The organism is Streptomyces sp. NBC_00286 (assembly GCF_036173125.1).
In the GTDB taxonomy this organism is placed as follows: Bacteria; Actinomycetota; Actinomycetes; order Streptomycetales; family Streptomycetaceae; genus Streptomyces.
On the sequence record NZ_CP108054.1, the window covers coordinates 8,609,132 to 8,636,119 of the forward strand.

At 70.3% G+C, this 26,988-nt stretch carries 26 protein-coding genes and 1 riboswitch; of the genes, 19 read left to right on the forward strand and 7 right to left on the reverse strand.

The genetic code is table 11. The annotated features are described in order from the left end of the window. Window positions 1-14 precede the first annotated feature (14 nt). The gene (locus OHT21_RS38940; protein WP_328772953.1) at window positions 15-701 is read right to left on the reverse strand and encodes a DUF5995 family protein; all 687 of its coding nucleotides are present in this window, start codon (window positions 699-701) and stop codon (window positions 15-17) included. Between the two features lie 173 nt (window positions 702-874). Here OHT21_RS38940 and OHT21_RS38945 point away from each other — a divergent pair, with 173 nt between their 5' ends. Beyond that, the gene (locus tag OHT21_RS38945) at window positions 875-1,999 is read left to right on the forward strand and encodes a glycoside hydrolase family 6 protein (protein ID WP_328774396.1); all 1,125 of its coding nucleotides are present in this window, start codon (window positions 875-877) and stop codon (window positions 1,997-1,999) included. Here the strand turns inward: OHT21_RS38945 and OHT21_RS38950 are convergent. Further along, the gene (locus tag OHT21_RS38950) at window positions 1,981-3,189 is read right to left on the reverse strand and encodes an MFS transporter (protein WP_328772954.1); all 1,209 of its coding nucleotides are present in this window, start codon (window positions 3,187-3,189) and stop codon (window positions 1,981-1,983) included. The two genes, OHT21_RS38945 and OHT21_RS38950, sit on opposite strands and share 19 nt — an antisense overlap. Window positions 3,190-3,319: 130 nt before the next feature. On the opposite strand from OHT21_RS38950, the gene OHT21_RS38955 reads away from it, so the two are divergent. The 10 genes from OHT21_RS38955 (at window position 3,320) to OHT21_RS39000 (ending at window position 12,448) form a co-directional block, all read left to right on the forward strand. Then, complete coding sequence (locus OHT21_RS38955; RefSeq protein WP_328772955.1) at window positions 3,320-4,498, forward strand: ROK family transcriptional regulator; 1,179 nt, start codon at window positions 3,320-3,322, stop codon at window positions 4,496-4,498. Window positions 4,499-4,766: 268 nt separating this feature from the next. Beyond that, window positions 4,767-4,897, forward strand: a riboswitch (FMN riboswitch). 150 nt (window positions 4,898-5,047) lie between these two features. Then, on the forward strand, window positions 5,048-5,650 hold the full coding sequence (locus OHT21_RS38960; protein ID WP_328772956.1) for a riboflavin synthase: 603 nt from the start codon (window positions 5,048-5,050) through the stop codon (window positions 5,648-5,650). After that, window positions 5,647-6,291: a nicotinamide mononucleotide transporter family protein gene (locus OHT21_RS38965; RefSeq protein ID WP_328772957.1), complete on the forward strand. Its 645-nt coding sequence runs from the start codon at window positions 5,647-5,649 to the stop codon at window positions 6,289-6,291. The genes OHT21_RS38960 and OHT21_RS38965 overlap by 4 nt, the downstream gene beginning before the upstream one ends. Beyond that, complete coding sequence (locus tag OHT21_RS38970) at window positions 6,288-7,577, forward strand: bifunctional 3,4-dihydroxy-2-butanone-4-phosphate synthase/GTP cyclohydrolase II (RefSeq protein WP_328772958.1); 1,290 nt, start codon at window positions 6,288-6,290, stop codon at window positions 7,575-7,577. Before OHT21_RS38965 ends, OHT21_RS38970 begins: the two co-directional genes overlap by 4 nt. 20 nt (window positions 7,578-7,597) lie before the next feature. Further along, the gene (gene ribH / locus OHT21_RS38975) at window positions 7,598-8,083 is read left to right on the forward strand and encodes a 6,7-dimethyl-8-ribityllumazine synthase (protein ID WP_328772959.1); all 486 of its coding nucleotides are present in this window, start codon (window positions 7,598-7,600) and stop codon (window positions 8,081-8,083) included. A 34-nt stretch (window positions 8,084-8,117) separates the two neighbouring features. Then, entirely contained in the window at window positions 8,118-8,390 is a 273-nt protein-coding gene (locus tag OHT21_RS38980; protein WP_031486114.1) for a phosphoribosyl-ATP diphosphatase, read from the forward strand. Between the two features lie 67 nt (window positions 8,391-8,457). Then, entirely contained in the window at window positions 8,458-9,306 is an 849-nt protein-coding gene (gene hisG / locus OHT21_RS38985) for an ATP phosphoribosyltransferase (RefSeq protein WP_328772960.1), read from the forward strand. 20 nt (window positions 9,307-9,326) lie between these two features. Continuing rightward, window positions 9,327-9,818, forward strand: coding sequence for a PH domain-containing protein (locus OHT21_RS38990; protein ID WP_328772961.1), 492 nt, complete (start codon window positions 9,327-9,329; stop codon window positions 9,816-9,818). Between the two features lie 198 nt (window positions 9,819-10,016). Then, a complete protein-coding gene (locus tag OHT21_RS38995; protein ID WP_328772962.1) occupies window positions 10,017-11,345 on the forward strand; it encodes a hemolysin family protein in 1,329 nt (442 codons plus the stop codon). Further along, a complete protein-coding gene (locus OHT21_RS39000) occupies window positions 11,342-12,448 on the forward strand; it encodes a hemolysin family protein (protein WP_328772963.1) in 1,107 nt (368 codons plus the stop codon). The genes OHT21_RS38995 and OHT21_RS39000 overlap by 4 nt, the downstream gene beginning before the upstream one ends. A 92-nt stretch (window positions 12,449-12,540) precedes the next feature. Here the strand turns inward: OHT21_RS39000 and OHT21_RS39005 are convergent, their stop codons facing one another. Further along, window positions 12,541-14,406, reverse strand: a complete 1,866-nt coding sequence (locus OHT21_RS39005) for an AAA family ATPase (RefSeq protein ID WP_328772964.1) — start codon at window positions 14,404-14,406, stop codon at window positions 12,541-12,543. A gap of 438 nt (window positions 14,407-14,844) precedes the next feature. Then, window positions 14,845-15,477 carry a uridine kinase family protein gene (locus tag OHT21_RS39010; RefSeq protein ID WP_328772965.1) on the reverse strand — a complete coding sequence of 211 codons (633 nt, stop codon included), beginning with the start codon at window positions 15,475-15,477 and terminating at the stop codon, window positions 14,845-14,847. Between the two features lie 163 nt (window positions 15,478-15,640). On the opposite strand from OHT21_RS39010, the gene OHT21_RS39015 reads away from it, so the two are divergent. The 3 genes from OHT21_RS39015 (at window position 15,641) to OHT21_RS39025 (ending at window position 18,067) form a co-directional block, all read left to right on the forward strand. Beyond that, the gene (locus tag OHT21_RS39015) at window positions 15,641-17,008 is read left to right on the forward strand and encodes a peptidase C39 family protein (protein ID WP_328772966.1); all 1,368 of its coding nucleotides are present in this window, start codon (window positions 15,641-15,643) and stop codon (window positions 17,006-17,008) included. A 145-nt stretch (window positions 17,009-17,153) separates the two neighbouring features. Further along, the gene (locus tag OHT21_RS39020; RefSeq protein WP_328772967.1) at window positions 17,154-17,300 is read left to right on the forward strand and encodes an SCO1431 family membrane protein; all 147 of its coding nucleotides are present in this window, start codon (window positions 17,154-17,156) and stop codon (window positions 17,298-17,300) included. Window positions 17,301-17,413: 113 nt separating this feature from the next. Then, window positions 17,414-18,067: a TetR/AcrR family transcriptional regulator gene (locus OHT21_RS39025; RefSeq protein WP_328772968.1), complete on the forward strand. Its 654-nt coding sequence runs from the start codon at window positions 17,414-17,416 to the stop codon at window positions 18,065-18,067. A 51-nt stretch (window positions 18,068-18,118) separates the two neighbouring features. Here OHT21_RS39025 and OHT21_RS39030 read toward each other — a convergent pair whose 3' ends face one another. Continuing rightward, window positions 18,119-19,384 (reverse strand): glycoside hydrolase family 18 protein, encoded by a 1,266-nt coding sequence (locus OHT21_RS39030; protein WP_328772969.1) that lies wholly within the window; start codon window positions 19,382-19,384, stop codon window positions 18,119-18,121. 349 nt (window positions 19,385-19,733) lie between these two features. On the opposite strand from OHT21_RS39030, the gene OHT21_RS39035 reads away from it, so the two are divergent. After that, window positions 19,734-20,906, forward strand: coding sequence for an acyl-CoA dehydrogenase family protein (locus OHT21_RS39035; RefSeq protein WP_328772970.1), 1,173 nt, complete (start codon window positions 19,734-19,736; stop codon window positions 20,904-20,906). 532 nt (window positions 20,907-21,438) lie between these two features. On the opposite strand, the gene OHT21_RS39040 is transcribed toward OHT21_RS39035, so the two are convergent. After that, entirely contained in the window at window positions 21,439-21,870 is a 432-nt protein-coding gene (locus OHT21_RS39040) for a hypothetical protein (RefSeq protein ID WP_328772971.1), read from the reverse strand. Between the two features lie 265 nt (window positions 21,871-22,135). On the opposite strand from OHT21_RS39040, the gene OHT21_RS39045 reads away from it, so the two are divergent. From OHT21_RS39045 to fxsA, 4 genes are all read left to right on the forward strand, one after another. Further along, on the forward strand, window positions 22,136-22,576 hold the full coding sequence (locus OHT21_RS39045) for an Lrp/AsnC family transcriptional regulator (protein ID WP_165343766.1): 441 nt from the start codon (window positions 22,136-22,138) through the stop codon (window positions 22,574-22,576). A 77-nt stretch (window positions 22,577-22,653) separates the two neighbouring features. Further along, entirely contained in the window at window positions 22,654-24,270 is a 1,617-nt protein-coding gene (locus OHT21_RS39050) for an amidohydrolase (protein ID WP_328772972.1), read from the forward strand. A gap of 504 nt (window positions 24,271-24,774) precedes the next feature. Next, the gene (locus OHT21_RS39055) at window positions 24,775-25,542 is read left to right on the forward strand and encodes a polyprenol monophosphomannose synthase (RefSeq protein ID WP_328772973.1); all 768 of its coding nucleotides are present in this window, start codon (window positions 24,775-24,777) and stop codon (window positions 25,540-25,542) included. A gap of 71 nt (window positions 25,543-25,613) precedes the next feature. Further along, complete coding sequence (gene fxsA, locus OHT21_RS39060) at window positions 25,614-26,201, forward strand: FxsA family membrane protein (RefSeq protein ID WP_328772974.1); 588 nt, start codon at window positions 25,614-25,616, stop codon at window positions 26,199-26,201. Between the two features lie 393 nt (window positions 26,202-26,594). Here the strand turns inward: fxsA and OHT21_RS39065 are convergent, their stop codons facing one another. Beyond that, entirely contained in the window at window positions 26,595-26,969 is a 375-nt protein-coding gene (locus tag OHT21_RS39065; RefSeq protein WP_003977404.1) for an RNA polymerase-binding protein RbpA, read from the reverse strand. Window positions 26,970-26,988: the final 19 nt, after the last annotated feature.

Below are 26,988 nucleotides of genomic sequence, written 5' to 3' on the forward strand. Positions count from 1 at the left end.
CCGGTGTGGCCGGATCAATCCGGCAGGGGAGTGAGCAGCATCCGGCTCGCCAGGCCGACGGCCGCATCCAGGCGGCGGGCGCATTCGTCGGCGAGGTCGGGCAGTGCGCGCAGGGCCCACAGCGCGCGAGCCGCCGACCACGCTCCGTCCCGTGCCCGCTCCAGGCTCCACGAGCCGATCAGATGGGTGAGCGGATCGGCGATCTGGAGGACGTCCGGGCCGGGCATCAGATCCTCGCGGATGCGCTCCTCCAGCGTGACGAGGATGTCTCCCACGTGCTCGAACTCGTCCTCCAAGTCGACGGGTTCGCAGTCGAGCGTACGACAAGTGTCTACGACCGCGAGCGCCAGATCGTGCCCGATGTGCGCATTGATGCCCGCGAGCGCGAACTGCAACGGGCGTACGCCGGGATGGCGCCGGAGCTGGAACAGCGGGCGCCAGCAGGCGGGTGGACGGCGCTCTTCGGCCACCGCCTCGACGGCGGCGAGATAGTGCTCCGCGAACCGTACGTCCAGCGTGATCGCGGCCTGTGCGTCGGGGAATTGACCGGTGTCCACGTGCCGGTCGATCTCCTGGGTGACGGCGAGGTAGACGCGGTTGAAGACCGCGACGCCGTCCCGCTCCGGCCATGTTGCGCTGAGTGTGCGCAAACGAGATACGACCTTGTCCACGGGTGTCGCGAAATGTTCCAACTGGACCATGGATGCAGCGTCCCACCCTTAGGGTGTCTAAAGGTCCGACGGGCCGAACGCTTCCCCAGAACGGGGGAACGCGCTCGACCGGGAAGAAGGGGGAACACCGAGTGTCAGGCAAACGTGCCCGGCGCCTTGCCGATCGCAGGTCCGAGCGCAGACGCGCCGCCCGGCGCGGCGCCATGGTGTCGGTGGCCTCCGCCGTGGTGGCGGTCGGCACCGCGACGGGGATGATGTCCGCGCTCGACGACCGAGGCGGCAGCGACGAGGCCCGCCCGGAGGTGACCAACTCCCCGTACCTGGAGCCCGGTCCGGCCGTGCCGACCTCCTCGCCCTCGAAATCCGCCTCGCCGTCCCCCTCGCCGTCCAAGTCGGCCAAGCCGAGCCCCAAGCCGTCGAAGGCCCCGAAGCCCGAGGCGAAGAAGCCGAAGCCTGTCGCGGTGTCCACGAATCTGTACCGCTACCCCGATTCCCATGCGCTCCAGTGGGTCGCCGCGAACCCCAACGACCCGCGCCGCGCAGTCATAGAGTCCCGTCTGGCGAATCAGCCGCAGGCAGTGTGGTTCGCGGAGTTCGCTCCGGACACCATCACCTCGCGGGTCCGTACAGTCACATCCGCTGCCGCTGCCCAGGGGCGCGTCCCGATCGTGGTGCCGTACGCGATCCCGCAGCGCGACTGCGGCGGGCCCTCCCAGGGCGGGGCGGGCAGCCTCGGCGAGTACGACGCCTGGATCGACAAGTTCGCGGCGGGCCTCGGTTCCGGAGAGGTCGTCGTGATCCTGGAGCCCGACGCCATCGCCCTGGCCGACTGCATGTCCGAAGGGGACCGGGGCGCCCGCTTCGCCTCGTTGGCCCGCGCGGGCCGCGTCCTCAAGACCGCGAACCCGAACGCCCGGGTGTACTACGACGCGGGCCACTCCACCTGGCGCGGCGCCGGGACCATGGCCGGGCGGCTGCGCCAGGCAGGCGCCGCCTCGGCCGCGAGTTCGGACGGCATCTTCAGCAACGTAGCCAACTTCAACGGTACGAACGGCGAGATCGCGTACGTCCGGCAGACCCTGGACGCGCTCGGCGGCCCCGCGAGCCTCGGCGCCGTCATCGACACCAGCCGCAATGGTGGCCGCACCCCGCCCCCCGGCGAGTGGTGCGATCCGGCGGGCCTCAAGCTGGGCCGGGCGCCGACCCTGAACACCGGAGAGGCCCGGATCGACGGCTACCTGTGGATCAAGCTGCCGGGCGAGTCCGATGGCTGCCAGGCCGCGCCGGGGACCTTCGCACCGGACTACGCCTACGACTTGGCGCGCTGAACCGGCTCGTGTGAAGCGACCTCGGCACTCTGCCGGGCGCCGCCGCGCAGCACGCCGGCGAACGCGGCGAGCCCGAAGGTCAGGGCCGTCACCAGGCCGAAGGACACCACCAGGCTGGTCGCGTCCGCGATCGTGCCGATCGCGGACGGGGCGATCAGGCCCGAGGTGTACGTGATGGTGGCGACGCCCGCGATGGCCTGGGCCGGGTTGGGCCCGCTGCGTCCGGCCGCCGCGAAGCAGAGCGGGACGACGACGGCGATACCGAGGCCGAGCAGCGCGAAGCCGCTCATCGCCACCACCGCGTTCTCGGCCACCACGACGAGCAGTCCGCCGAGGGTCGCGAGGACGCCGCCGACGCGTACGGTGCGGACCGGGCCGAAGCGGTCGATCACCCTGTCACCCGCGATGCGCGCGAGCGCCATGGTGAGCGTGAAGCCGGTAGTGGACGCCGCCGCGACCCCCGCCGAACTGCCCAGCACATCCCGCAGGTAAACCGCCGACCAGTCCAGGCTCGCCCCTTCCGCGAACACCGCGCAGAACCCCACCGCGCCGATGAGCAGCGCGGACCTGGGCGGCAGCGCGAACCGCGGCGGCGCCTCCTCGTCCTCCGTGGGCCGCAGATCCAGTACGCCCTGACAGGCGGCCACACCGATCAGGGTGAGCGCCACGGCCGCCAGCGCGTGATGGAGGCGGGCGTCCGAGCCCAGGTGGGCGGCGAGGGTGCCCGCCGCCGAGCCGATCAGGGCGCCCGCGCTCCACCAGCCGTGCAGGCCGGACATGATCGACTTGTCGAGCCGGGTCTCGACCTCGACGCCCAGCGCGTTCATCGCCACATCGGCCATGCCCGCGGTGGCGCCGTACACGAAGAGCGCCACGCAGAGCGTGAGCAGGTTCGGCGCGAGCGAGGGGAGCACCAAGGCCAGCGTCCATAGCGCGAGCAGTCCGCGCAGGGCCGCACGGGCACCGAAGCGATGGCTGATCCCGCTGGCCAGCGGCATCGCCACGGAGGCGCCGATCGCGGGGAACGCGAGCGCCAGGCCCAGCTGGCCCGCGCTCACCGAGGCGTGGTCCTGGATCCACGGAACGCGGGTCGCGAACGAGCCCGTCACGGCGCCGTGTACGGCGAAGACCGTCGCCACGGCGTACCGGGCGCGCCTCAACTCGCTTTTGTCGTAGACCACTTCACTCACGTCTCCGGGCCCTCCCTCGCGCCTGGCCGCTCTGCCGATCCGCCGACGTAAACTATCAGGGTCCCTGCCTGATAGATAGCGGATATCGGGCCCTGGTCGCCTCGCCCCTCCAATCTGGAAGGATCCCGGCATGCCCGCATCTCCGAGTACCGCCCGGGCCATCAATGACCGGCTCGCCCTGCGGCTGCTGCAGGAAGGTCCTTTGACGGCAGGGCAGTTGAAGCAGCTCACCGGACTGTCCCGGCCCACGGTCGCCGACCTGGTGGAACGCCTCGCGGCCGCCGGGCTGATCGCGGTCGTAGGAGAGGCGGGGGAGCAGCGACGTGGCCCGAACGCCCGGCTGTACGGGATCGTCGCCGATCTCGCGCAACTGGCCGCGGTGGACGTACGTACCGAAGGTGTGTCCGTGGTCGTCACGGATCTGCTGGGCTCGGTGCTGGCCGAGGCCTCGGTGCCGATCGGGGACGAGGCGGGCACCGGGTCCGCCGTCGAGCAGGCGGTCACCCTGGTCGAACGTACGGCCAAGGAGGCAGGGGCCGACAAGCTGCACACGGTGGGGATCGGTGCGCCCGGCCTCATCGACCCCGCCACCGGTGAACTCCGCGATTCCTCCGGACTGCCCGAGTGGCACCGGCGCCTCGTCGCCGCCCTCGACGACCGGCTCGCGGCCCGCGTCCTCATCGAGAACGAGACGAACCTCGCGGCCCTGGCAGAACAGCGCGCCGGCTCCGCCCGCGACCGGGACACCTTCGTCCTCCTCTGGCTCGGGCACGACATCGGCGCCGCCGTGGTCCTCGACGGCACCCTGCGCAGGGGCGCCTCCGGCGGCACCGGCGAGATCGGCTTCCTCCCGGTCCCGGGAACCGCGGGGCTGCCGTCGGCGACGGACTGCGGCGGCGGCTTCCACTCCCTCGCGGGGGCGGCGGCCATCGTCGAACTCGCCGAGCGGTACGGGGTGGTGGCGCCCCCATCGCCTCACGAGCCGCAAGCGGCGGCCCTGGTGCGGGCGGCGGCCGGTGCTGTGCCGGCGAGTGCCGCGGCGGGCCAGTTCCTCGACGTGCTCGCCGATCGTGTGGCCATAGGCACCGCCTCCGTGATCGCCGTGCTGGACCCGGGTTGTGTGGTGCTCGCGGGGGAGATCGGGCAGGCGGGTGGCGAGACGCTCGCGGGCCGGGTCCAGGAGCGGCTCACGCGGATGTCACCGCTGCCCACCGAGGTGCGGGCCAGCTCGCTGGGCGGCGGGGCGGTGCTCCGCGGGGCGTTGCTGATGGCGCGGGAGGGCGCGCAGGACGAGCTGTTCACGCCGTGAGGCTTCCGGGCAGAGACCCGGCGGCGGGGCAAGGGCCTCCGTCACCGCCGCCGGGTCGCTCTTGGGGGCGGATCGGTGAACGCAGACCCTAAGAGGACTCAAACAGTGCGTCAATAGGTATGGACCAATAGTAAGGCGCCGTGCCCGTGCGGAAGTTGGGCCGTCATGAGTGTGGCGTGAAGTCCATCGAGATGGTCTGTGAGTCACCCCACAGGAATCGGGTCCGTAGGCATCGATCAGGCGTGGCACACTGGCTCTGTACCAGAAGCAGCGCACTCCGGGGTCGGTGAAACTCCGAACCGGCGGTTAAAGTCCGCGACCCGGTCGCTTCCAGCGGCCGGTTGACCAGGTGAAATTCCTGGACCGACGGTTAAAGTCCGGATGGGAGGCAGTGCGCGGCGGGCGGGCATTCGTGCGCGTCGCCGTCTGTTTCGACGTGTCCCAGGACACGTCTCATTCGGCGTCGTTCCCGGTGTCGTCGTCCGTTCATATCTGTCGTCATCGACAGGCCCCGGAGTCCGTGCCCGAAGAGGCAGGAGGACCCGGGAAGTGTTCACCGGAATCGTCGAAGAGCTGGGCGAGGTCACGTCCGTCGAGAATCTTGACGACGCCTCCCGCTTCCGACTGCGTGGACCTGTCGTCACCGAAGGCGCGCGCCACGGTGACTCCATCGCCGTCAACGGCGTATGCCTCACGGTCGTCGACCACGAAGGCGACGAGTTCACCGCCGACGTGATGGCGGAGACCCTGAACCGCTCCAGCCTCGGCGCCCTCACCGTCGGCTCCCGCGTCAACCTCGAACGCCCCATGGCCGTCGGCGAACGACTCGGCGGGCACATCGTGCAGGGCCATGTGGACGGCACGGGCGAGATCATCGAGCGCAAGCCGTCCGACAACTGGGAGATCGTGAAGATCTCGCTCCCCGAGGACCTCCAGCGTTACGTCGTCGAGAAGGGCTCCATCACCGTCGACGGCATCAGCCTGACCGTCGTCGACGCCGGCCCCGACTACTTCACCATCAGCCTCATCCCCACGACCCTCGCCCTGACCACGCTCGGCCTCAAGCAGCCCGGCGACCCGGTCAACCTCGAGGTCGACGTCATCGCCAAGTACGTCGAGCGGCTGCTCGGCAGCCAGGGGGCCGGGCGGTGAACTGGCTGAACTCCGAGGCCTTCACGGTCTTCGGACAGCACATCAAGTGGGCGGACATGATGGGCAACACCATCGGTCTGATCGCCCTCGCCCTCGGCTGGCGACGCTCCCTGTGGACCTGGCCCGCCCAGTTCCTGGCCGGCGCCATCCTCCTCACGGCCTTCGCCACCGCCCACCTCTCCGGCAGCGCGGGCAAGCAGGTGATCGTCATGGCCGTCGCCGCCTGGGGCTTCTGGCAGTGGAACCGCGGCGAGCGGAAGGCGCAGGACGGCTCGGTCGCCGTACGGTTCGCCACCTGGCGCGAGCGGGGCTACCTGGCCGGCGCCGCCGCGCTCGGCACCCTCGCGGTCGGCGGGCTCTTCACCGCGTACCCGACCCTCTCCTGGGACCCCTGGCCGGACGCGTACATCTTCGTCGGCACGATCGTCGCCATGTACGCCCAGGCGCGCGGCATGGTCGAGTTCTGGTTCGCCTGGCTGCTCGTCGACCTGGTGGGCGTGCCCCTCAACTTCGCCAACGGCTTCGCCTTCTCCGGCTTCGTCTACATCATCTACGGCGCACTCGTCCTGTGGGGCATGCGCGACTGGTGGCTGCGCTCGCGGCAGAGCGCGCAGCCCGTCCTGGAAGGAGCCCCCGCATGACTGCGGCACCCATCCTGTACAGCACCGAAGGCTTCGAGGACCTCAGCCTCGACCCCATCGAGCAGGCCATCGCCGACATAGCGGCGGGCCGACCGGTCGTGGTCGTCGACGACGAGGACCGGGAGAACGAGGGCGACCTCGTCATCGCCGCCGAGAAGGTGACCCCCGAGATCATCGCCTTCATGATGAGCGAGTGCCGGGGCATGATCTGCGCGCCGATGGAGGGCGACGAACTCGACCGGCTCGAACTGCCGCAGATGGTGCAGCACAACACCGAGTCGATGCGCACCGCCTTCACGGTCACCGTCGATGCCACCCCCGCGCACGGCGTCACCACGGGCATCTCCGCCTCCGACCGCGCCACCACACTCCAGCTGCTGGCGAGCGGTACGGCGCAGGCCGGTGACTTCGTCCGCCCCGGCCACATCTTCCCGCTGCGCGCCAAGCCCGGCGGCGTCCTCGCCCGCAACGGCCACACCGAGGCCGCCGTCGACCTGGCCCGGCTCGCGGGCCTGCGCCCGGCCGGCGCCATCGTCGAGATCGCCGGCGAGGACGGCCAGATGCTGCGCCTGCCCGAGCTGATCCCCTTCGCCCGCAAGCACGGCCTGACCATCATCTCCATCGAGGACCTCATCGCCTACCGCCAGAGCTCCGAGCCCACCGTCCGCCGCGAAGCACAGACCCAGCTCCCCACCGCCTACGGCGAGTTCACGGCATACGGCTACCGCTCCACCGTCGACGGCGTCGAGCACGTCGCCCTCGTCCACGGCGAAATCGGCGAGGGCGAGGACGTACTCGTCCGCGTCCACTCCGAGTGCCTCACCGGCGACATCTTCCACTCGCTGCGCTGCGACTGCGGCCCCCAGCTGGAGGCCTCCCTGGAGCGCATCCACGCCGAGGGCAGGGGAGTGGTGGTGTATCTGCGCGGGCATGAAGGGCGCGGCATCGGGCTGCTGTCCAAGCTGCGGGCGTACGAGCTTCAGGAGCGCGGTCGCGACACACTCGACGCCAACCTGGAGCTGGGCCTGCCCGCGGACGCCCGGGACTACGGCGCGGGCGCGCAGATCCTCGAGGATCTCGGCGTGCACAGCGTGCGGCTGATGACCAACAACCCCGACAAGACCGACGCCCTCGTCCGCCATGGCCTCAAGGTCACCGACCGCGAGCCGATGCCCGTGAAGGCGGGCGAGCACAACCTCCGCTACCTGCGCACCAAGCGGGACCGGATGGGGCACGACCTGCCCTGGCTGGACACGACCACCGTGTCCCCCTGCGGCAACCAGTAAGAGATCACTCAAGGAGACACGTGAGCGGCAAGGGTGCACCTGAACTGTCCGTACGCAACTGCGGCGACCTGCGCGTCGCGGTGATCGCGGCACAGTGGCACGAAAAGGTGATGGAAGGCCTCGTCGACGGCGCCCTGCGCGCCCTGCGCGAGTTGGGCATCGACGAGCCGACCGTCCTGCGCGTCCCCGGCAGCTTCGAGCTGCCGGTCGTCGCCAAGGTTCTCGCGGGCCGGGGCTACGACGCGATCGTCGCCCTGGGCGTCGTCATCCGCGGCGGCACCCCCCACTTCGAGTACGTGTGCCAGGGCGTCACCCAGGGCCTCACCCAGGTCTCCGTGGACACCGGCGTCCCCATCGGCTTCGGCGTGCTGACCTGCGACACCGAGGAACAGGCCCTCGACCGCGCGGGCATCGCGGGCTCCAGCGAGGACAAGGGACACGAGGCGGTGACGGCCGCCGTCGCGACCGCGGCCACACTGCGCTCAGTATCCGAACCCTGGCGCTGAGGAACGGGCGGCTGCGCGTAAAGTGGGCGCCACCATGTCCAAGAAGACGTTCGAGGAGCTCTTCACCGAGCTCCAGCACAAGGCCGCCAACGGCGACCCCGCCACCTCCCGCACCGCCGAGCTGGTCGGCAAGGGCGTCCATGCCATCGGCAAGAAGGTCGTCGAAGAGGCCGCCGAGGTCTGGATGGCCGCCGAGTACGAGGGCAAGGAAGCGGCCGCCGAGGAGATCTCGCAGCTGCTCTACCACGTCCAGGTGATGATGGTCGCCCGCGGCATCTCCCTGGACGACGTGTACGCCCACCTCTGAGCCGTCACGCCGTACAGACGCAACCCCGACTCCCGCACCGTACGAACGAACAAAGGAAGCCGACCTCATGCTGCGCATCGCCGTCCCCAACAAGGGTTCCCTGTCAGGCCCTGCGGCGGAGATGCTGCATGAGGCCGGCTACCAGCAGCGCCGGGAGTCCAAAGAACTGCGGATCGTCGACCCTGAGAACGACGTCGAGTTCTTCTACCTCCGCCCCCGCGACATCGCGATCTACGTCTCCTCCGGGCAGCTCGACATCGGCATCACCGGCCGCGACCTGCTCATCGACTCCGGCGCCGACGCCGAGGAGATCCTGCCGCTCGGCTTCGCCCGCTCCACATTCCGCTACGCCACAAAGCCCGGCACGGCGAACGGCGTCACCGACCTGAACGGCATGACGGTCGCCACCTCGTACGAGGGCATCGTCGCCAAGCACCTCGCCGACAACGGCATCGACGCCTCCGTCGTCCACCTCGACGGCGCCGTCGAGACCGCGATCGAGCTGGGCGTCGCCGAGGTCATCGCGGACGTCGTCGAGACCGGTACCTCGCTGCGCAACGCGGGCCTCGCGGTCATCGGCGAGCCCATCATGAAGTCCGAGGCCGTCGTCATCCGCCGTACGGGGACGGACGGCGAGGAGCCGAAGGTGCAGCAGTTCCTGCGCCGTCTCCAGGGCGTCCTGGTCGCGCGGACGTACGTGATGATGGACTACGACTGCCGCGTCGAGGAGCTGGAGAAGGCCGTGGCCCTCACGCCCGGGCTGGAGTCGCCGACGGTGTCGCCGCTGCACAACGAGGGCTGGGTCGCCGTCCGGGCGATGGTTCCGGCCAAGGAAGCCCAGCGGATCATGGACGACCTGTACGACATCGGCGCCCGGGCCATCCTGACCACGGCCATCCACGCCTGCCGTCTCTGACCGGGATCCGGAGCACGCCCATGTCGGATCTGCCCACCCTGCCCGTCACCTTCAGGCCGGGACGCACCCGTGCCGTCCTGCTGACCGCCGGTGCCACGATCTTCGTGGTCATCACGACGGTCGCGATGCTGCTGGAGAAGCTCAGCCCGGGCGAGCGCCTCAGCTTCGTCTTCACCGGGGCACTGCTCTGCGGGGTCCTCGTCCTGCTCTCACGGCCGAAAGTCGTCGCCGACGAGTCCGGGGTCACCGTCGTCAACATCGCCAGCCGACGGCACCTTGCCTGGGCGGAGATTCTGCAGGTCAACCTGCGTCCCGGCGACCCGTGGGTGTTCCTGAACCTCAGCGACGGCACCAGCCTGCCCGCGCTCGGTATCCAGCCGGGCATCGCGAAGCAGCGGGCGATCAGGGACGCCCGTACGCTGCGGGCGCTGGCCGAGGCCCAGGCGATCGGCGAGATCGACGAACCGCACGACGAACCGGGCGACGGCCGCTCCGGCGAACATCACGGCTGATCGCAGGAATTCACCCTGCCGTTTTCGCCGGTGTCTTGATTAATCTGGTGCCGGACGCGTTTTCGTTGCGCCTCCGCCCCTGATGTTCCGCCCCGGAAGTCAGGGGCTCCTGCTACTCGAGGAGTGACTCCCTCCAGCGATGGACGGATCGTCCTGTAGTACCTGCGCCGCCCCCTCCCGGCCCATCGAGGCGGCGGCATGACCATCCCCCTGCTGCTCCTTGCGGCGGCGTTCCTGCTGATCCTCGCCAACGGCTTCTTCGTGGCGGCCGAGTTCGGCCTCGTCACGGTGGAGCGCCCCGACGCCGAGAAGGCCGCGGCAGAGGGTGACCGACGGGCCCACCGGGTCGTCGAGTCCCTCAAGGAGCTGTCCTTCCAGCTCTCCGGCACCCAGCTCGGCATCACCATCACCTCCCTCGTCGTCGGCATGCTCGCCGAACCGGCGCTCGCCGAGCTGCTGGGCGGCCCGTTCACCTCGGTCGGCATCCCCGAAGGCGCCGTACCCGGCGTCTCCGTGATCGTCGGCATGCTGCTGGCCTCGGCCGTGCAGATGGTGATCGGCGAGCTCGTGCCCAAGAACTGGGCGGTGTCCAGGCCGATGCAGGTCGCGCGCTTCGTCGCGGGACCTCAGCACCTGTTCGCCCGTCTGTTCAGGCCGGTGATCGCCGGCCTGAACGCCGTCGCCAACCGGCTCGTCCGTGTCTTCGGCGTTGAGCCGACCGTGGAGCTGGCCTCCGCCCGCACCCCCGGCGAACTCATCTCCCTGGCCCGGCACTCCGCCCGGGCCGGCGCTCTGGAACAGGACACCGCCGACCTCTTCGTCCGCACCATCTCGCTGGCCGATCTCACCGCGCAGCACGTCATGACGCCGCGCGTGAAGGTCAGCGCCCTGCAGTCCTCCGCGACCGCCGAGGACGTCGTCAACCTCACCCGCGCCACCGGCCTGTCCCGCTTCCCCGTCTACCGGGAGCGCATCGACGAAATCGTCGGCATGGTGCACCTCAAGGACGCCCTCGCGGTGCCCACGCACGACCGGCTGCGCACGCCCGTCGCCCGGATTGCGCAGGCCCCGCTGCTCGTCCCGGAGACATTGCCGGTCAAGCCCCTCCTGGAGCGGCTGCGCAGCGAGCAGCCCATCGCGGTCGTCGTCGACGAGTACGGCGGCACGGCCGGAGTCGTGACCCTTGAGGACATCGTCGAGGAACTCGTCGGCGAGGTCCGCGACGAGCACGACGGTCACGATCTGCCCGAGCTCGCCGTGGCCCCGTCCGAGGACGGCCGCCCGGCCTGGGACGCCGACGGCAGCTGCCGCGTCGACGTCCTCCAGCGCATCGGCCTCGATGTGCCCGAGGGTCCGTACGAGACGGTCGCCGGCCTCGTCGCCGATCTGCTCGGCCGCATCCCGGCCCCCGGCGACAAGGCCGAACTCCCGGGCTGGCGCCTGTCGGTGCGGCAGGTCGGGCACTACCGGGCCGAGCGGGTACGTCTGGTCAAGACCGCGGACGCCGTGGTGGAGGCCGTCCGATGAGCATGCTCCAACTCCTGTTCGCCGCCCTGCTCGTACTCGCCAACGGATTCTTCGTCGGCGCCGAGTTCGCCCTCGTCTCCGTACGCCGCAGCCAGATCGAACCGCTTGGCACCGCACGCGCCCGGCAGGTCATGTACGGCCTGGAGAACCTGCCGCAGATGATGGCGGCCGCCCAGTTCGGCATCACCGTCTGCTCCTTGACGCTGGGCGCCGTCGCCGAGCCCACCGTGGCCCACCTCCTGGAGCCCGTCTTCCACGCGGTGCACCTGCCGGAGGGTGCGATCCACCCCCTCGGCTACGTCCTCGCCCTCGCCGTGGTCGTTTTCCTCCACCTCGTCGTCGGCGAGATGCTGCCGAAGAACCTGGCGATGGCCGCGCCGGAGAAGACCGCTCTGTGGCTCAGCCCCGGCCTGGTCGCCTTCGCCCGGCTGTGCAAGCCGGTCACCTCGGGCCTCGGCGCCTGCTCCCGCCTGATCCTCAGGCTCTTCCGGGTCGAGCCGAAGGACGAGGTCGAGGCCGTCTTCACCAGCGAGCAGCTCAACCGGCTGGTGGAGGACGCGGGCCAGGCCGGGTTCCTCGACCCCGAGGAGCAGGAACGCCTGGAGGACGCCCTCGAGCTGGGCTCCCGCCCCGTCACGGATGTGCTTCTGGACCGTGAGTCACTGGTGACGGTCGGCCTCTCGGTCACCCCGGGCCAGGTCGTCGCACTCACCGCCCGCACCGGCTACTCCCGTTTCCCGGTGTGCGCGGAGAACGGCGCCTTCATGGGCTATCTGCACGTGAAGGACGTACTCGACCTGGAGGACTCCGACCGGGCCGTGCCGCAGCAGATCTGGCGCCCGATGACGACCCTGCGCTCGGAGCTCCCGCTGGACGACGCCCTGACCGTGATGCGCCGCGCCGCGACGCACCTCGCCCAGGTCGCCGACGCCTCAGGCCGCGTACTCGGCTTGGTCGCCCTGGAGGACGTACTGGAACTCCTGGTCGGCGAGGTACGCGACCCGGCGCACCGGACCGCCCCGGAGACCCAGCAGACTCAGCAGGTGACGACGCTGGCGGAGCCCGTCCCGAGCGGTGCCCCTGAGGAGGCTCTGGCGAGCTGAGGGGTAGGGGGCTGTTGCGGGAACTTGTGACACTTGCACGTGCAAGTGTCACAAGTTCCCGCAACAGCCTTGGTCCCCCGAGGGCCGCTCGGTCACAGCGCCGACGGATCCTGGGGCCCGCGGCCCGACAACACCTCGCCGTACGCCTGCATCAGGTCCGGCAGGCGGAGGGTGGACAGGTCGTCGCGGGTCAGCTCGCCGGTGTAGCCGGACAGCCGCAGATCGCGGTAGGCGCAGCTCTTCTCGTACAGGGTGCGCAGGAAGCGGCCGTTGCCGAGTTCGTCGATCCAGCCCTGGTCGACGACATGCCCGCTGATGGAGCGCAGCTCGTCGAGCGCCTCCTCGTCCCATACGTCGCCGTTCTCGGCGGCCAGCACCTCGCCGATCGAGGTGAGTTCGAGGGGACGGTACGAGGGGAAGTCGACGCGGGTCGTGAAGCGGGACGAAAGCCCGGGGTTGGCGGCGAGCAGGCGGTCCATGCCCTCCGGGTACCCGGCGAGGATCACCACCAGGTGGTCGCGGTTGTCCTCGGCGCGCTTGAGCAGCACCTGCAGCGCCTCGTCGCCGTAGGCGTCGCCCTTGCCGTAGCCGGAGTTGGACAGCGAGTACGCCTCGTCGACGAAGAGGACGCCGCCGATCGCGGAGTCGATCAGTTCGTTCGCCTTCACAGCGGTCTGGCCGAGGTACTCGCCCACCAGGTCGGCGCGCTGGGCCTCCACGAGGTGGTCGCCGCCGAGCAGCCCGAGTGCGTAGAAGACCCGGCCCAGGATGCGGGCCACAGTGGTCTTGCCGGTGCCGGAAGGGCCCGAGAACACGAAGTGCCGCTTCGGCGGCTGCACAGGCAGGCCCTGGCCGGCACGCAGCCGAGCCATGTTCAACTGCGCGGACAGCGCTTTCACCTGGCGCTTCACCGGCTCCAGGCCGACCATCCGCTCCAGCTCGGCGAGCGCCTCCTCCAGCAACCCAGGATCGGTGGGGCCGGTCGGCGGATGCGAAGGCCGGACCGGCACTATGGCCTTCTCGCGGACCGTGTCGGCATCCGGCGACAGCCCGCCCGGCGGCGGCAGATCGGCCTCGGAAAGCTTGAGATCCCGGCCCTCCGCACCGAACAATGCGTCCACACCATCCGGTCCGTCGATCATGTCCTGGACGCCGGTGAGCGTGATCGCCGCGAGATCCGCCGCGTCGTCGTACCCGTCGCCCTCGGAGATCGCCGCGAGCCGCGCCGAGGTGTCCATGAAGGCGGGGTCGACCCGGTGCACCGCCCGGTACAGGGGCAGCGCCGCCGCCGACCGTCCGGTGCCCTCATGCGCCCGCGCCAGCCAGTACCGCAGTTCCTTGCGCTGCGGCTGCTCGCTGCGACAACGCATCAGCGCCGCCGACAGCAGAGGCTCGGCCTGCCCGTACATCTCCAGGCGTACGCGCGCCATGCCGCCGAAGAGCCCGGCCTCGATGCCGAGCATCGGATCGTCGATCAGCGGATCGGTGTGCCGGGCCAGCTGCTCCCAGTCCTTGACGAGGTAGGCCCGGCAGGCGTGCAGAAACCGCACCTGCCGGTCGGCGTCCACCGGCGGCAGTCCCGCGAGCGCCCGGTCCAGCTCCGGGACATGACGTCCGTCGAGCCAGTGCGAGGCGTGCGCGAGCAGCAGATCGCGCGGGCTCTCCAGGACGGGCTGCACCCACCAGCCCAGCCAGTACCAGGAGTTGAGCGTGCGCCGGTGGCGGGCGCGCTGTTCCCCGAAGCGCTCGCGGTGCCGGAACATCCGCAGCAGCGCGGTGGTGGTGTCGATGCGCAGTGCGTGCAGCCCGAGCCAGCCGTCGGCCATCCCCGGGTCGATCCGGACCGCCGCGCGGAACTCCTCCTCCGCCTGCGGATAGGCCCCCATCGTGTAGGCGTCCACACCTCGCAGCCAGGCGAGGTCGGCCGGGGCCTCGGGGCCCTGCGTGCCGAAGTCCATCACGTCCCCCACATACCGTGCCCCCGTTTGAGTGCCGGTCGGGCCGGTGCCCGTCGGCAGCCTTCGTCGAACCGCTGTGCTGTGGACGGGAGTTGTGCGTTCGGTGCGGAGAGCAGCCGTCCGAAGGTCGCACCGAGAGGCATCGTACCCGCGGGGTGGGGCCCGGCCGAAGAGTGCCCGCACGACGGGTTCTTCGAGGTGGGAGCACATGGGGCGCACTCAGCTCGGTGACCGAGGGTGAGCGAAACATGTCGAAGTGCGTCCGGAATCCGGAATGAGGACAGAACGAAGCCCCCGATCACGGGGGAACAACCGGGGGCTTCGCGTCTGTCGGCGACTCCGAAGAGCCGCACATTGGAAACGTAAGACCTGTACGGCCCCCCGGTCAAGCCGAGTTGAAGCACTTGGGGCAGTTCTCGGACACGCCTCTTCACAGGTTCAGCACACAGGCGATGACCCGTCACGGTGCGTGACAATCTGGTCTGGTCCAGCAGTCCCAGCAGGTCCCTTAAGCACCTCAAACCCCTCTGAAAACCCCCGCACCAAGAGATCGGCAAAGGGCCGAGAAGGGTCATCGGCGAAGTGGCGGCGCTCGGCGACGACCCACCCTTCCCAGAAGTCGCTCTGCTCCGCACCATCCCGCTGCCGGCCTCGCGCCCAGGCGTCCTCGGGCGCGGACTCCATCCACAGCAGGCACGCCAGAAACGGCCGCAACGCTCGGCGTCCCGCGCCCACGCCTTCGACGAGCACCACGGGCGCGGGCGGCAGGGCGCGGACCGGCCCGAAGCGGCGCGCCAGCCAGTCGTACGCCCGGTAGTGCGCCCGTTCACCGCGGCTCAGCGGCTCTACGACGTCCCGGAGCAGCCGTTCCGTCCACGCGAACAGTTCCTCGTGGGTGGCGATGTCATCGAGGTGCAGTAGGGGTGCACCGCCCAGCGCCTCGGCCAGCCGCCCCGCGAACGTCGTCTTTCCGGAGCCCGCGTGCCCGTCGACGCCGATCAGGCGGACGGGGCCGCAGGAAGGCGGCAGTCGGCGGAGGCGGGAGGCGAGGGCATCGGGCGAGGTGTGCACATTGCCAGGGTATTTCCCGATCGTTGTGCCAATGGTTGTGACCAATATTGATCGGTGCCACGACCCCTGAAGTGCTGGCAGCGCGCAGCACGGCCCTCCATAGTGGGCCGCACACCCGCACTCAAGGACTCGCCCGTTCCGGAAACCTGGGGGTCGCCCACACATGACCAGAGCCCAACAGCCCTCCCGCAGAAGCCTCTTGGCCGTGGCGATGGCCGCGGCAGCGGCGGGCGCCGCGAGCCCGGCGGCCGCCGCCGGCTCCTCCGCCCGCACCGCGCCCGCCCCCTCGAAAGCGCCGTCCCGCCAGGTCGACAACCGCGCCTGGACCTCGTACGCCGACTGGCGCGGCGGCACCGCGAAGGGCACCCGAGCCGTCTCCGGGAAACGCCCCGGCCTGGTGATCGCGACCCCCGCGGGCCGCACCGACTACGCGGACCCGCACACCGGCAAGACGGCCACCTGGGAGTACGCGCGCTGGACCTCGCCCGTCCACCGCCTCGCCGTACCCTCGACCGAGGTCATCGCCTCCTGGAACGCGCACACTCCGGCCGGCACCTGGCTCCAGATCGAGCTGGCGGGCACCTACTCCGACGGCACCAAGACCCCCTGGTACGTGATGGGCCGCTGGGCGGCCGACGACCAGGACATCAGGCGGACCTCGGTGGACGACCAGAGCGACGACAAGAGCAGCGTCTGGACGGACACCTTCGCCATCGACGACCCGGCCTCCGGCCTGCGCCTCGACTCGTACCGGCTGCGGCTGACCTTGTACCGCAAGCCCGGCACGAAGATCACGCCGACCGTGTGGCGGCTTGGCGCGATGGGCTCCGACATCCCGGACCGCTTCACCGTCCCGGCCTCGAAGCCCGCACTCGCCAAGGAGCTGACGGTGCCGCGGTACTCGCAGGAGACCCACATCGGCCAGTACCCGGAGTACGACAACGGCGGCGAGGCCTGGTGCAGCCCCACCTCCTCGCAGATGATCATCGAGTACTGGGGGCGGAAGCCCACGGCCGAGGACCTGGCCTGGGTCAATCCCGACTTCGCGGATCCGCAGGTGTGCCATGCCGCCCGGTTCACCTACGACTACCAGTACGAGGGCTGCGGCAACTGGCCCTTCAACGCCGCGTACGCCGCCACGTACAAGGACCTGCAGGGCGTGGTGACGCGGCTCGGTTCACTCGGTGATCTGGAAACGCTGATCGCGGCGGGCATCCCGGTCATCACGTCCCAGTCGTTCCTCGAGTCGGAGCTGCCCGGAGCGGGATACGGCACCGCGGGCCATCTGATGACCGTCATCGGGTTCACGGCCGACGGTGACGTGATCGCCAACGACCCGAACTCACCGAGCAACGAGGCGGTGCGGCGGGTCTACCAGCGGCGCGCCTGGGAGAACATCTGGCTCCGTACCAAGAGGTACAACGCTTCCGGGAACGTGGCCTCCGGGACCGGCGGCGTCTGTTACCTCTACTTCCCGGCGCATCCCACGGCACGCCAGCGGAAGGCGCTGGCGGCGGTCGGCGTCCGCTGACCGGGCGCTGACCTGGGGGTCTGGGCATTCGGGACGTGACCAAGCTCTCTCCCGCACAGGCCGATTCGGGTGGCAAGGTGGACAGCCCCGTGACCTCCGGGACGCGGGGAGTCCACCGACCCGAAGCCGATACGAGCGAGCTGCCATGACCGCGAACTCCGCCACCGCCGGACGCCCTCAGACCCGTACCGGCGGCCCCGACGACGACGGCTCGAAGATCGTCGAGCACCTTGCCGGCTGGACCCTCGTGGTGGTGCTCGCGATGCTCGTCACACAGCTCGGAATGATCTGACGGCTGGCCTGCGGGTCTGCGAAAGCCGTCGAAGAGAGTCGAACGGGCAGGTGGTGGAGGTCTGCCATACTGCCTGCGAAAGTTTCGGAGGCAGTTGAAGACCAGGGCTGGAATTGAACCAAAGTCAACGGCACGGCGACCGCCCACACGCACGCGGCACCGACCGCTCCTTGGCCCGACGTGCCGAACTCATCGCGATCGGTCGGAAGTTATTCGCCGACACGTCCTACGACACCCTGTCGATGGATGACATCGCCAAGCAGGCACATGTCGCCAAGGGCTTGATCTACTACTACTTCAAGTCCAAGCGCGGCTACTACCTGGCGATCATCGAGGACTCGGTGGCCGACCTGATCTCCCGCGCGGCCGGCGGCCTCGAACTGCCGCCCGAGGAACGGGTCCACCGCACCATCGACAGCTATCTGCGTCACGCCGAGCAGCACCAGGCCGCGTACCGCGCGATCATCACCGGCGGCGTCGGCTTCGATGCCGAGGTCCTCGCCATCCGCGACGGCGTGCGCGAAGCCATCATCGAGACCATCGCCGAGGGAGCGTACGGCAGGCGCAAGGTCGCCGCGCTGCCCCGCACGGCGCTGCTCGGCTGGCTGTGCAGTGTCGAGGGCGCCACCCTCGACTGGATCGACCACCAGGCGCTCTCGCGCGACGTGATGCGTGAACTGCTGGTGAAGATGCTCGGCGGCGCCCTTCGGGTGATCGAGGACCTCGACCCCTCGTATCCGGCGCCCGAGGCCGCCCGCCAGGTCTGAGCGAAGAGCGGGGGTCCGCCGACCCCCGCCCCAAGTGACGTACGGAACAAGCTAGTTGATCGCCTTGATCAGCTGGCCGTCCGAGGTGTCACCGCTCAGTTCCCAGAAGAACGTGCCTCCCAGGCCCTGCTCGTTCTTGTAGGCCATCTTCCCTGCGATGGTCGACGGGGTGTCGTAACTCCACCAGTCGCTGCCGCACTTGGCGTACGCCGTGCCACCGACCGTGCCCGTCGCCGGGCACTTCGACTTGAGCACCTTGTAGTCGTCGATGCCCTGCTCGTACGTCCCCGCCGCCGGACCGGTGGCGGAGCCGCCGGGCGCCTCCTGGGTGACACCGGTCCAGCCGCGCCCGTAGAAGCCGATGCCGAGCAGCAGCTTGGAGGCCGGGATGCCGAGTCCCTTGAGCTTGGCGATCGTCGCGGAGGAGTGGAACTCCGCCTTCGGAATCCCCGGATACGAGGTCAGCGGCGAGTGCGGAGCCGTCGGACCGGTCGCGTCAAAGGCGCCGAAGAAGTCGTACGTCATCGGGAGATACCAGTCGACGTACTGCGCGGCACCCGCGTAGTCCGTCGCCTCGATCTTGCCGCCGCTGGTGGCGTCGGCCGGGATCGCCGCCGTGACCAGCGAGGAGCCGCCGAACTTCGCGCGCACCGCCGACATCAGGTTCCCGTACGCCTCGCGGCCGCTGGTGTCGCAGGTCAGACCGCAGGCGTTCGGGTACTCCCAGTCGATGTCGATCCCGTCGAAGACGTCCGCCCACTTGGAGTTCTCGACCAGGTCGTAGCAGGACTGGGCGAAGGCGGCCGGATTCTTGGCGGCCTCGGTGAAGCCGCCGGACCAGGTCCAGCCCCCGAAGGACCAGAGGATCTTGAGGTCCGGGTGCTTCTTCTTCAGCTTACGCAGCTGGTTGAAGGTGCCGCGCAAGGGCTGGTCCCAGGTGTCGGCGACGCCGTCGACGGACTCGGCCGCGGTGTACGTCCGTTCCGTCGCCGCGTAGGAGTCGCCCATGGCGCACTTGCCGCCGGTGACGTTGCCGAAGGCGTAGTTGATGTGGGTGAGCCTGTCCGCCGAGCCGGACGTGTCGATGTTCTTGACGAAGTACTGGCGCTGGTAGGTGCCCCATTCGGCGAAGTAGCCGATGACCTTGGAGCCGTCGGCGGCTTTGCTCGGCGATTTCCCTGCCGAGTCTGACGCCTTGGCATCTTGCGAGGCCGTTGCGGGGCCCGCGCCGGCGAGCAGTCCCGCACCGAGGACGGCGCAGCACAGGGCGGAGAGGAGTGTCCGGAAGCGGGCGTGGGGACGTTGCGGTCTGAGCATCTGGTCTCCTCGTGGGGGAGGGGAGCGTGGGGGGAGTGGTGCCGGCCCTGCCGAGGGGTGTTCGGGCAGGACGGTACCGCTTGGCATGAACGCGTTCGTCGCTGGGGGAACAGTAGGAGGACTAGACCAGTGCGTCAATGGTTCGGACCAATCCAGATGTGTTCTAATTAACGACCGTTAACCGGTGACGCGCTGACGCGGATCGGGCATACTCACAGCGCGCAGCCGCTGGTCAGCTCCTTCTGTGACCCGGAGGGACAGCATCGGCTGGGCACTGTGAGACCCGGTGGACCCACCGCATCCAAGGTCGGCGTCCGCCGAAGTGCCCAACAGGGAGGAGAGCGTCGCCATGCCCGACCGCGCCCCGCAGCCGGTGGACCGGCAACTGCCCACGGACGAGGCCAGGGATCTGATCTCCCTCGTCCGCGACATCGCGCAGCGCGAGATCGCCCCCAAGGCGGCCGAGGAGGAAGACGCCGGACGCTTCCCGCGCGACGTCTTCACACTGCTCTCCGAGTCAGGGCTGCTCGGCCTGCCGTACGACTCCGAATACGGCGGCGGTGACCAGCCGTACGAGGTCTACCTCCAGGTCCTCGAAGAGCTCGCCGCGGCCCGGCTGACCGTAGGCCTCGGCGTCAGCGTGCACTCGCTGTCCTGTCACGCCCTCGCCCACTACGGCACCAAGGAACAGCAGGTCGAGCATCTGCCGGCCATGCTCGGCGGTGGCCTCCTCGGGGCGTACTGTCTCTCCGAGCCGTCCTCCGGATCCGATGCCGCCGGAATGCGCACGAAGGCGGAGCGGGACGGGGACGACTGGGTGCTCACGGGCACCAAGGCGTGGATCACTCATGGCGGGATCGCCGACTTCTACACCGTGTTCGCGCGCAGCGGCGGCGAGGGGACGCGTGGCATCACGGCGTTCCTGGTGCCCGGTGACGCCGAAGGGCTGAGCGCGGCGGTGCCGGAGAAGAAGATGGGCCTCAAGGGCTCGCCCACGGCTCAGATCCACCTCGATGGGGTGCGGATCTCCGACGACCGGCGCATCGGCGACGAGGGCCAGGGCTTCGCGATCGCCCTGTCCGCACTCGACTCCGGGCGGCTCGGCATCGCGGCCTGTGCGATCGGCGTGGCCCAGGCGGCGCTGGACGAGGCGGTCGCGTACGCCACCGGGCGCGAGCAGTTCGGGCGGCGGATCGCGGACTTCCAAGGTCTGCGCTTCATGCTCGCGGACATGGCGACCCAGATCGAGGCGGGCCGGGCGCTCTATCTCGCGGCCGCCCGGCTGCGCGACGCGGGGCGGCCGTTCTCCAAGCAGGCGGCCATGGCGAAGCTGCTGTGCACGGACGCCGCGATGAAGGTCACCACGGACGCCGTCCAGGTACTCGGGGGGTACGGCTACACCGCGGACTTCCCCGTCGAGCGCTACATGCGCGAGGCCAAGGTGCTGCAGATCGTCGAGGGCACGAATCAGATCCAGCGGATGGTCATCGCCCGTCACCTCGCTGGTCCCGAGTCACGGTGAACAACCGCCCGTACCCATAGCCGTACATGGCCGAGGGCGCGACAAGCCGCGCCCACTCGGGGTCGTGCCGCCCCGGCAGGGTCCGCCCCCGCTTGGCCCAAGTACGCATCAGGGCACGGTAGATGGGCGGATCCTGGGGCTGCTGCCGCGAAGCTTGCGGCGGCTGCGCCTGCGGTGTCTTCGCCTGCGGCTTCTCAGGCTGCTTCTGCGTGCTCGGCTGCGACGCACTCTTGGAAGCCGACTCCGCGGCTGCCGGAACGATAATCCTGCGGCGCCGACTCGTCTCTGCGTAAGTGGAGGTCATACCCGGGCCAACGCACCGAGCCCGGACAAGTCACCAGCAACGGATTCGCCCGTCAGTTCACGGCGGCGCCCGTACGGGGGTCTACCGCGCCCCGTCAGGGGCGCGGGGCTGTATCGACGTGCGGCCTTGCCGTGGGGGCGCCACCAGCGCCCCTTTAGGGGCGCGGGGAACTGCGCGAGCAACCACAACGAACCCGCACCTCAGAAACTGCCGAACCCAGCGGAGCGCCTACGCGGCCTGGCGGCGGCGCATCACCGGCACCCGGATGGGCCGCGAGCCCGGGCCGCCGACGTGCGAGAAGGGCTGCGTACGCCAGTCGAGCCCCTGAGGCAGCGTCAACAGCAGCGCGGTGTCCTGCTCCTGAGCCTCCATCGACTCGTCTGCGGGCCGGGCCTCGGCCGCCGCGCGCCCCGTACCGGCACAGACCGTGAGCCCGAACGGGTTCCACGGCGTGGCGCACAGTGCGTGCTCCGGCAGCACCTCCTCGTCCGCGAGGAGCGCGATGGGCTGCGCGCAGTCCGGGCAGATCACCCGGTACATCTCGAAGGTGTCGTACGCGTCGAGCTCGTCCTCAGCCGGTTCAACACCCTCCGGCGCGGGCTCGACGACCGGCTGCTGCCGCTTGTGTGCGGAACGACCGGGGCGCTTCAGACTCTGCATAGATTTTCTCCCCCTCGGGTGGGCCGACAAGGCGCTGCGGCCTCGACCACAGCAAGCACTTCCCGTCCCGTCTCGGCGGTAATCACGAGACCATCACGGAACCCGTGGCCATGCTGTGGCGTTCGTCACATGCCGCCCGCAGGTGCCGGACGCGGTGGATTTGTCCCCGCACGGATCGCCGGCTCTGCCCCCTCAGATCACAAACCGGGCATGACCTGCGCCGCTGAGGTACCCGTGGGGATCAAGGGCCCTGTAGGTTCCTGCCATGGAGGAGCTCGACCGACAGATCGTGCAGCTGCTCGTCGAGGACGGGCGGATGAGCTACACCGACCTGGGCAAGGCCACCGGTCTGTCCACGTCGGCCGTGCACCAGCGGGTGCGCCGGCTTGAGCAGCGCGGCGTGATCCGCGGCTATGCGGCGGTCGTCGACCCGGAGGCCGTCGGGCTGCCGCTGACGGCCTTCATCTCGGTGAAACCGTTCGACCCCAGCGCCCCGGACGACATCGCGGAACGCCTGGCCGGCGTCCCCGAGATCGAGGCCTGCCACAGCGTCGCGGGCGACGAGAACTACATCCTCAAGGTCCGCGTCTCGACCCCCCACGAGCTCGAGGAACTGCTCGCCCGCCTCCGCTCGCTGGCCGGCGTGTCGACCCGTACGACCGTCGTCCTGTCGACGCCGTACGAGGCACGGCCCCCCAGGATCTGAGTCCCGGCAGAACCCCGTACGACCCCGGCCGAACCCCGGGAGACAGGTGCGGGCGCCGAGGCGCGAGACTGTTCTCCATGAGTGAGAGCACCGCCACCCCACGCACCGTGCTGCTGCGCGGCGGCGAAGTCCACAGCCCCGCCGACCCGTTCGCCACCGCGATGGTCGTGGAACGCGGGCAGGTCGCCTGGGTCGGCTCCGAGGGCGCGGCCGACGCGTTCGCGGACGGGGCCGACGAGGTGGTGGACCTCGAAGGCGCCCTGGTCACCCCGGCGTTCACCGATGCCCATGTGCACAGCACGGCCACCGGACTCGCCCTCACCGGCCTCGATCTGTCCGACGCACCCTCCCTGGCGGCGGCCCTCGATCGCGTACGGGAATTCGCGGCGGCCCGCCCCGGCGACCGGGTCCTGCTCGGCCACGGCTGGGACGCCGCCCGCTGGCCCGAGCGGCGTCCACCCCGACGGGACGAACTCGACGAGGCCACCGGCGGTCGCCCCCTCTACCTCAGCCGTATCGACGTGCACTCCGCCGTCGTGACCACGGCCCTGCTGGATCTGACGCCAGGGGTGCGGGAGAAGGCGGGCTTCGAGGCCGGGGAACCGCTCACGGGGGACGCCCACCACGCCGTACGCGCCGCGGCGCTGGGAGCCGTCACCCCGGCCCAGCGCACCGAGGCCCAGCGTGCCGCGCTCGCGCACGCGGCCTCGCTCGGCATCGGCTCCGTCCACGAGTGCGCGGGCCCGGAGATCTCCTCCGAGGACGACTTCACCGGGCTGCTGCGGCTCGCCGCGGAGAAGGCCGGGCCGAGAGTCGTCGGTTACTGGGCCGAGCAGGACGTCACCAAGGCCCGCTCACTGGGCGCGATCGGCGCCGCGGGCGACCTCTTCGTCGACGGCGCGCTCGGCTCCCACACGGCCTGCCTGCACCAGCCGTACGCGGACGCCGACCACACCGGTACCTCCTACCTGGACGCCGCCGATGTCGCCGCCCATGTGGTGGCCTGTACGGAGGCGGGGCTCCAGGCCGGCTTCCACGCCATCGGGGACGCCGCCGTGACCGCCGTGGTCGAGGGAACGCGTGCCGCCGCCGAGAAGGTCGGTCTGGCGCGTATCCGGGCGGCCCGGCATCGCGTCGAGCACGCCGAGATGCTCACTCCGGAGACCATCGCGGGCTTCGCGGAACTCGGCCTCACCGCCTCCGTCCAGCCCGCCTTCGACGCGCTGTGGGGCGGCGAGGACGGCATGTACGCCGAGCGTCTGAGCGCCGAACGGGCCCGTACGCTCAACCCGTTCGCGGCCCTCCTGCGCACCGGCGTACCGCTCGCCTTCGGCTCCGACAGCCCCGTCACCCCGCTGGACCCATGGGGCACCGTCCGCGCCGCGGCCTTCCACCGCACACCGGAACACCGGATCTCCGTACGCGCCGCATTCACGGCTCATACGCGGGGCGGCTGGCGGGCGATCGGCCGGGACGAGGCGGGCGTTCTGGTGCCGGGCGCACCCGCCGACTACGCCGTGTGGCGCGCCGAGGAGCTGGTCGTCCAGGCCCCGGACGACCGGGTCGCCCGCTGGTCGACGGACCCCCGCTCCGGCACCCCCGGACTGCCCGACCTGACGCCCGGGACACCCCTTCCCGTCTGTCTGCGGACCGTCGTCGGGGGCCGCACCGTGTTCGTACGGCCGGAGGGGTGATGTGGCGGGGCGGCTCGGCTCCGGCCATCACCGGGTGCTGCGTGGTGCGACCTGCGTGTCCTCGGCGCTGACCAGGCAGTTGAGCGAAAGTCCGCAGCTCGAACGGCTGTTGACAGAAAGCGGCGGGTGGCGGGTAGGTTCGGCCGGGTCCACCACCGGACGTCCGACCGCGGAGATTCCGAGCAGCCCTCGAAGCGCCGCTGTGTCAGGGGTGGTGTGCCGCACCGGCGCACCACAACTGGGAGCCAGGCCCAGCGCTCGCGCCACGGGGGCGGGGGAAGGTTCCGCCGGTCGGCAGGTGTGACCCGGGTGGGGCCCGGCGCTCAGTAGACAACGGCTCTAGGTAGACCCGCAGCCAGCGGGTCCCAGGTCGGCCCGAAGGGCGCCGGGTCCCGATCCGCAGTACCTTTCCCCTCTCAGGTCTCCCGGGCCGCCACCCCTACTCCGCCGAAGAGGGCGCTCGCTAGGGTGGAGCCCCTCGCACGGATGTCTTAAGGGGAAGCTGTGAACGACGGCGGTGGGCGACAGTTCGGTCCGCTCGGCACCACCTTGGTGATCATCCCCACTTACAACGAGGTGGAGAACATCAGGGCGATCGTGAGTCGAGTGCGGGCGGCTGTGCCCGAGGCGCACGTCCTGGTCGCCGACGACAACAGCCCCGACGGCACCGGCAAGCACGCCGACGAGCTGTCCGTCGAGGACGACCACGTCCATGTGCTGCACCGCAAGGGCAAGGAGGGCCTCGGCGCCGCCTATCTCGCAGGCTTCCGCTGGGGCCTCGAGCACGGTTACGGCGTACTGGTCGAGATGGACGCGGACGGTTCGCACCAGCCCGAGGAGCTGCCCCGGCTGCTCACCGCGCTCAAGGGCGCCGATCTGGTCCTCGGCTCCCGATGGGTGCCGGGCGGGCGGGTCGTGAACTGGCCCAAGTCCCGTGAGTTCATCTCGCGCGGCGGCAGCCTGTACTCGCGCGTCCTGCTCGACGTACCGCTCCGCGATGTCACGGGCGGCTACCGCGCCTTCCGCCGGGAGACCCTCGAAGGCCTCGGCCTCGGCGACGTCGCCTCCCAGGGCTACTGCTTCCAGGTCGACCTGGCACGCCGCGCCGTCAAGTCCGGCTACCACGTCGTCGAGGTCCCCATCACCTTCGTAGAACGCGAACTCGGCGACTCGAAGATGAGCCGAGACATCCTCGTCGAGGCGCTGTGGCGGGTCACGACGTGGGGTGTGGGGGAGCGGGCGGGGCGGATCCTGGGCCGCAAGTCCCCCTGATCCGCTGGGCCTTGGGCGGAGCTGATCTCCCCCTTATCCCGCTCTGAGCCCCGGCCAGGCACACTGGACGCATGACGACTGGCGCTCCGACTCCGACGTACCCCGCGCGACCGCGGCGGTCCCGGTTGCGTACGTATCTGCCGCTGGCCATCGCCGCATGGCTGGTCCTGGAGATCTGGCTGCTGACCGTGGTGGCGTCCGCGGCGGGCGGCTGGGCCGTCTTCCTGCTGCTCGTGGCCGGTTTCGTGCTGGGTTCCGTGGTCATCAAGCGAGCCGGACGCCGGGCCTTCCGGGTCCTGAGCGAGACGCTGCAACAGCAGCAGAGCGGGGTGCTGCCGCAGGGCGAGCGGGCCAGCGAAGGCAACGGTCTGATGATGCTGGGCGGCCTGCTCCTGATGCTGCCCGGCCTGATATCCGACGCGTTCGGCCTGGTCCTCCTGATCCCACCGGTCCAGAAGTCCCTGAGCCGCTACGCAGAGCGCACTTTCGAACGCAAGCTTCGCGAGGCTACCCCCGGCACGTTGGGCGACGCCTTCCAGCAGGCCCGCATGCACCGTCCCGACGGCAAGGTCGTGCCGGGCGAGGTCATCCACGATGACGAGCGCCGGGGCCCCGGCCCTGAGGGCGAGCCGGGGGCGCGCCCGCCGCTGATGGGCTGAGGCCCGGGTTCTTCGCCCCGCCGCCCCTACCCGTCCCGTCCTCGGGGCGCAGCCCCGAACCCCCGTCCTCGGGGCTGCGCCCCGAACCCCCGCCACTCGGGACTCCGCCCCGAACCCCTCCAGGGGCTCCGCCCCTTGACCCCGCTGGGGCTGCGCTCAAGGCTCCGCACGCTGGACCCCCGGTCCTCAAGCGCCGGACGGGCTGAAAATCAGCACGTCCGGCGCTTGAGGACGAGCCCGTTAGGGCGAAGGGGGTCTGGGGCGCAGCCCAGGGACAGCAACCCACCACTCAGCCGCACCCAGAACACAACAGAACCGCGGGTGCCGTGCACGAAAATGCACGGCACCCGCGGTCCCGGGTGCGCTCTCTATGCCGCCCAACCCCCGGAGGGGCTACGCGGACTTGCGGCTGTCCCGCGGATGTACCGCAATGTTCATGGCACCGGAGCGGAGAACGGCCAGCCGCTCCTCGAGGACCTCTTCGAGTTCCTCGCGTGTGCGCCGCTCCATCAGCATGTCCCAATGCGTGCGCGCGGGCTTGGCCTTCTTCTCTTCGGGGCCGTCACCGTCCACGAGGAGTGCCTGGGCCCCACAGACCTTGCACTCCCACTCCGGCGGGATCTCCGCCTCCACCGAGAAGGGCATCTCAAAGCGATGACCCTTCTCGCATGCGTACTCCACGGCCTGGCGCGGAGCCAGGTCGATGCCGCGGTCCGTCTCGTAGCTGGTCACCACGAGGCGCGTGCCGCGAAGAGCTCGCTCACTCATGAATCGTGCCTCCCGGGCT